Below are 4,891 nucleotides of genomic sequence, written 5' to 3' on the forward strand. Positions count from 1 at the left end.
ATTAATAAGTAACTATGAATGTTATAAGGATATGTTTATCTTTAATGAAACACCAGTAGCTAGCTATATTTCTGAAAGAATTTTAACTCTTCCTTTATATGCAGATTTAGAGTTGGAAACTGTTGATAAAATTTGTGAAATTATAATTGGATAGAGGTGCAAGTATGAAGGGGATTATTTTAGCTGGTGGATTAGGGACAAGAATGTACCCAATGACACAGGTCGTATCAAAACAATTATTACCTATTTATGACAAGCCCTTAATATTTTATCCATTGTCTGTTCTAATGCTAGCAGGTATTAGAGAGATATTAGTCATATCAACTCCAGAGGATACGCCAAATTTTAAGAAACTCTTAGGTGATGGTTCAAGATTGGGTATTCGTTTATCTTATAAGGTGCAAAGTTCTCCAAAGGGGTTGGCTGATGCTTTCATCATAGGTGAAGATTTTATTGGAAATGATAGGGTCTGTTTAATACTTGGAGACAATGTATTTTATGGACAAGACTTAACTAGGTATCTTAATAAGGCCAAAAAAATTGACAATGGCGCTGTTATTTTTGGTTATCCAGTGAAAGATGCTAGAGATTTTGGTGTGGTAGGATTTGATGAAAACTATAAGGTTACCTCAATAGAAGAAAAACCTAAGTTTCCTAAATCAAATTATGCTGTTCCGGGTTTATATTTTTATGATAATGAAGTTGTTAAATTAGCAAAAAGTATAAAACCTTCAGATCGTGGTGAAGTTGAAATAACTAGCATTAACAATAAATATCTCGAGAATAAAAATCTTAGTGTCATCTTATTAGGTAGAGGACTTGCCTGGTTAGATACTGGTACCCCTAGAGGATTGTTAAAAGCGGCTGAATTTGTGGAGGCTGTTCAATCAAGACAAGGGTTTTATATTGCATGTCTTGAAGAGATCGCTTGGCGCAGGGGATTTATTAATAAAGAGCAACTTAAAGAAAGTGGAGAAAAATTAAAAAAGACGGCTTACGGACAATATATACTTTCTTTACTAGATGATGAATATAAACACGAGAGGTAAAACATGGAAAACATACTTGTCACTGGTGGTGCTGGCTTCATTGGTAGTAATTTTATTAGATATATGTTAAAGAAGCACCCAAATTATAAAATAATTAACGTCGATTCTTTAACATATGCCGGTAACTTGGAAAATTTATCTGAAATTTCAAATCAAACAAATTATACCTTTTTAAAGGCAGACATTACTGATAGAAAAAAAATGAAACAAATTTTTAATTCTTTTGATATTGATACTGTAGTAAATTTTGCTGCAGAATCACATGTCGATAGAAGTATTGAAGAACCTGAACTATTTTTAAGGACAAACGTTATAGGTACACAAGTATTACTTGAAAATGCGAGAGATTATTGGAAATTAGATTCAAAAAATAAATATAGCACTGAATATAAACCTAATGTAAAGTTCCTTCAAGTTTCAACAGATGAGGTATATGGAACTCTTCATGAAAGTGGAAAATTCACTGAAACAATGCCATTGCTACCAAACAGCCCCTATTCAGCGTCAAAAGCTAGTGCTGATTTAGTAGTAAGAGCCTTTCATGAAACGTATGGATTACCAGTAAATATAACTCGCTGTAGTAATAATTATGGACCTTATCAATTTCCAGAGAAGTTGATTCCTTTGATGATCGTTAACTGCCTAAAGGGTAAATCTCTTCCAATTTACGGAGATGGGCAGCAGGTAAGAGACTGGCTGCATGTATCTGACCATTGTTCAGCAATAGATAGGGTACTTCACCAAGGAAAAGATGGGGAAATTTATAATATTGGTGGAAATAACGAAAAAACGAATATTGATATTGTTAGATTAATAATCGATAAACTTGGAGTAACGGATGATCTTATTGCACATATAGAAGATAGACCTGGTCATGATAGAAGATATGCTATTGACAATACAAAAATTAAAACTGAATTAAAATGGGAGCCTATTTATAAATTTGAACAAGGATTAAATGAAACAATAGATTGGTATAAACAAAATTTACACTGGGTAGAAGATATACTTTCCGGAGATTACTTAAGTTACTATCAAAGGATGTATGTTAACTTAAACAAATCTAAAAAATAGGCAGAATAGGATGGTAGTATGAAATTTTCAACTAAAGTATTCATTGGTTTAATACTAGGTGTTATTGTTGGTGTTTTATTACAAGACAACCCAGATGTTGCTGCAATGTTTAAGCCGATCGGAGATATTTTTATCAAATTAATTAAAATGATTATGATACCTTTAGTTTTTTCTTCACTAGTAATAGGAATCACCAATCTTAGTGATATAAAAAAAGTAGGGGAAATAGGCATAAAAACGTTTGTTTATTTTATGATTACTACCGCTATTGCAGTTGCGATAGGTTTATCAGTATCTTCTATTATAGAGCCTGGTAAAGGTATGACAATCGATTCATCTGTAAGTGAGGATAAAGTTGAAATTCCTTCCTTCGTTGATACTATTACCAATATCGTTCCAGATAATATTTTTTCAGCTTTAGTCAATGCAGATTTGCTACAAGTTATATTTTTTGCAGTGGTATTAGGAGTAGGAATAGTTAAGGCCAAATCTAGAGGTGAGTTAATAAAGGGATTTGTTGTATCGATATATGACGTAGTTAGTATTATCACCGATTTTATTATGAAATTAACTCCTATCGGTGTTTTCGGTTTAATGGTTCCTGTTGTAGCAACCAATGGTTTAGCAGTTCTATTACCTTTATTGAAAGTGATTATTGCATTTTATATTGCTGTTATTTTACACATGATAATCGTTTACCTTTTCTCTGTTAAATTTTTGTCATCTTACACAATTAAAGAATTCATCACTGCATTATTACCTGCACAACTAATTGCATTTACTACTTGTAGTAGTCTTGCAGCATTACCTGTAACAATAAAAAGTGTTCAAGAAAAACTAAAGGTCCCTAAGGAAGTCTCAGGTTTTGTATTAACATTAGGTGCAACGATAAACAGTGACGGAAATGCTATTTATCAAGGGATAGCGGTATTTTTTGTTGCACAAGCCTATGGTTTAGATTTATCGTTTGGCGCGTTGTTAATGGTTGTTTTAACCGGTACATTAGCATCGATTGGTGCTGCTGGAGTACCTGGTGCAGCATTGGTTGTTGTATCATTGGTTTTATCAACTGTTGGTCTTCCGCCTGAGGGAATTGCTTTAATTGCAGGTATTGACAGAATTCTTGACATGGGTAGGACTTTGGTCAATGTTACTGGAGATGCTACTACAACTGTTGTTATAAATAAATCGGTAAATAAATCTGTTTTAGTAAGATAAAAAGAGGACTCTATAAATTCTGAAAATACAATTGATAAAGTATCTAAAGCACTGGCCTATTAAGTGCTATGTAAAATCGCTAATTTGATAGTTTTATCGGGAATTACCTTCTAATGAATCTCGAATTCGTTATGTTGATATGACAATAAGCTGTTGAATTAAACGCAATTATAAATTCTTTTTCATTTAGCGCAAGTAAAATTAGCTCAAGCTAATCAATTATTACGATAAATTAAAGAGCCTTCCCTTTTAAAGGAAAGGCTCTTTGTTTAGTTGGACAGTATCTTCAAAATATCAGCCGTATTCTGATTAATCGACGAAACAAACAATTGATCGCTCTTCTGACGCACTTCCAGCCCAACAAAATTCATCATCTCTTTGGCCATATCTGTATCAGTTAATAAAGATACAGATGAGGTGATATTTGACTCTTTCACAAATGAGTTTTCCATATGATGCTCAATTGCTTCATAATAAGAACCGATCTTCGTCAAATTACTCGTTGTTTGAACAATTGCTTCATCTAGCTTACCAATTAATTCTGAAGAAGCATCACGTGTAAGTAAATTAACAGCATCTAACCCAAGAGCAGTAGTACTAGTATCCATTAAATCGATCGTAATTTGCTGACCTGGATTTGCTCCGACCATTAATACCAATGGTGCGTTTTCTCCGAGAATTTTCATCGTATTGAATTCTAACTTATTCGCTGTATCGTTAATACCTTCCATGATTTGCTCGAGCTCCATTTGACTTGCCTGGCGATCCTCGTCTGTCAATGTATCTGTTGCATTCATGACAGCAAGCTCACGTGCTCTTTGCAATAAGCCATTCACATTATTTAAGCCTTCATCTGCTGCAGATAAGACGGAAAGACCATCCTGCATATTTCGCTGTGCTTGTGAAAGACCTCGTACTTGGGCGCGAAATGTTTCAGAAACAGCTAGTCCTGCAGCGTTATCACCTGCACGGCGGATATTTAACCCTGATGCCAATTTATCAAGTGTTTTCTCGATTTTTGTTTCATTTCGTTGGTAACGATTTATCGAAAAGGTAATCGCTGTCTGATTTTGAATTTTCATCTTTTCACCTCTTTTCACATAAATCTTTCTATCACTTCTTATATCGACGAAAAAAGAATCGTTTTCAAGATAATAGGTGAATTTTTTCTGAAAAGTGCCGATATTATAGATAGAAATGATGAGGAGAGAAAGCTCTATGGACGTAAAGCAAGTAGAAAATGTATATAAGCAGCATAGTTTATCGTCCTTACCACCAAGAAAGCTTATTCTATGGATGGTTGAAGAGGCTTCTAAAGCGTTAGGAAAAGGAAAACGAGCAATTGAAGAAAAAAACAAAGTCGAACAAAACAAGCAAATTCAAATTACTCAACAGCTTATTCTTGAAATTATTCCATTAGTGAACAGTTCGATTGAAACAGGTAAAATCTTGACAGCTATCTTAGATTTTATGAATCGTAGACTAATTGAAGCAAACATAAAACAAGATAGTACAATATTAGTAGAGATAGAATCATTGCTGCTTCAGTT

5 protein-coding genes are annotated in these 4,891 nt (G+C 33.5%); 4 read left to right on the plus strand and 1 reads right to left on the minus strand.

Features of this window, described 5'->3' with window-relative positions; genetic code table 11:
• Positions 1-164 precede the first annotated feature (164 nt).
• Genes rfbA through HU235_RS23820 form a run of 3 tightly spaced genes read left to right on the plus strand, consistent with a single transcriptional unit; the run spans position 165 to position 3,341 of the window.
• Positions 165-1,049 carry a glucose-1-phosphate thymidylyltransferase RfbA gene (rfbA, locus tag HU235_RS23810; protein WP_174881808.1) on the plus strand — a complete coding sequence of 295 codons (885 nt, stop codon included), beginning with the start codon at positions 165-167 and terminating at the stop codon, positions 1,047-1,049.
• Positions 1,050-1,052: 3 nt separating this feature from the next.
• On the plus strand, positions 1,053-2,123 hold the full coding sequence (rfbB, locus tag HU235_RS23815; RefSeq protein ID WP_174881809.1) for a dTDP-glucose 4,6-dehydratase: 1,071 nt from the start codon (positions 1,053-1,055) through the stop codon (positions 2,121-2,123).
• Positions 2,124-2,141: 18 nt separating this feature from the next.
• A complete protein-coding gene (locus tag HU235_RS23820; RefSeq protein WP_174881810.1) occupies positions 2,142-3,341 on the plus strand; it encodes a dicarboxylate/amino acid:cation symporter in 1,200 nt (399 codons plus the stop codon).
• A 269-nt stretch (positions 3,342-3,610) separates the two neighbouring features.
• Here the strand turns inward: HU235_RS23820 and HU235_RS23825 are convergent, their stop codons facing one another.
• Positions 3,611-4,423, minus strand: a complete 813-nt coding sequence (locus tag HU235_RS23825) for a flagellin N-terminal helical domain-containing protein (protein ID WP_174881811.1) — start codon at positions 4,421-4,423, stop codon at positions 3,611-3,613.
• A 136-nt stretch (positions 4,424-4,559) separates the two neighbouring features.
• On the opposite strand from HU235_RS23825, the gene HU235_RS23830 reads away from it, so the two are divergent.
• A partial coding sequence (locus tag HU235_RS23830; protein ID WP_174881812.1) for a flagellar export chaperone FliS occupies positions 4,560-4,891 on the plus strand: 332 nt, incomplete at its 3' end.

The organism is Metabacillus niabensis (assembly GCF_902829255.1).
Lineage (GTDB): Bacteria > Bacillota > Bacilli > Bacillales > Bacillaceae > Metabacillus > Metabacillus niabensis.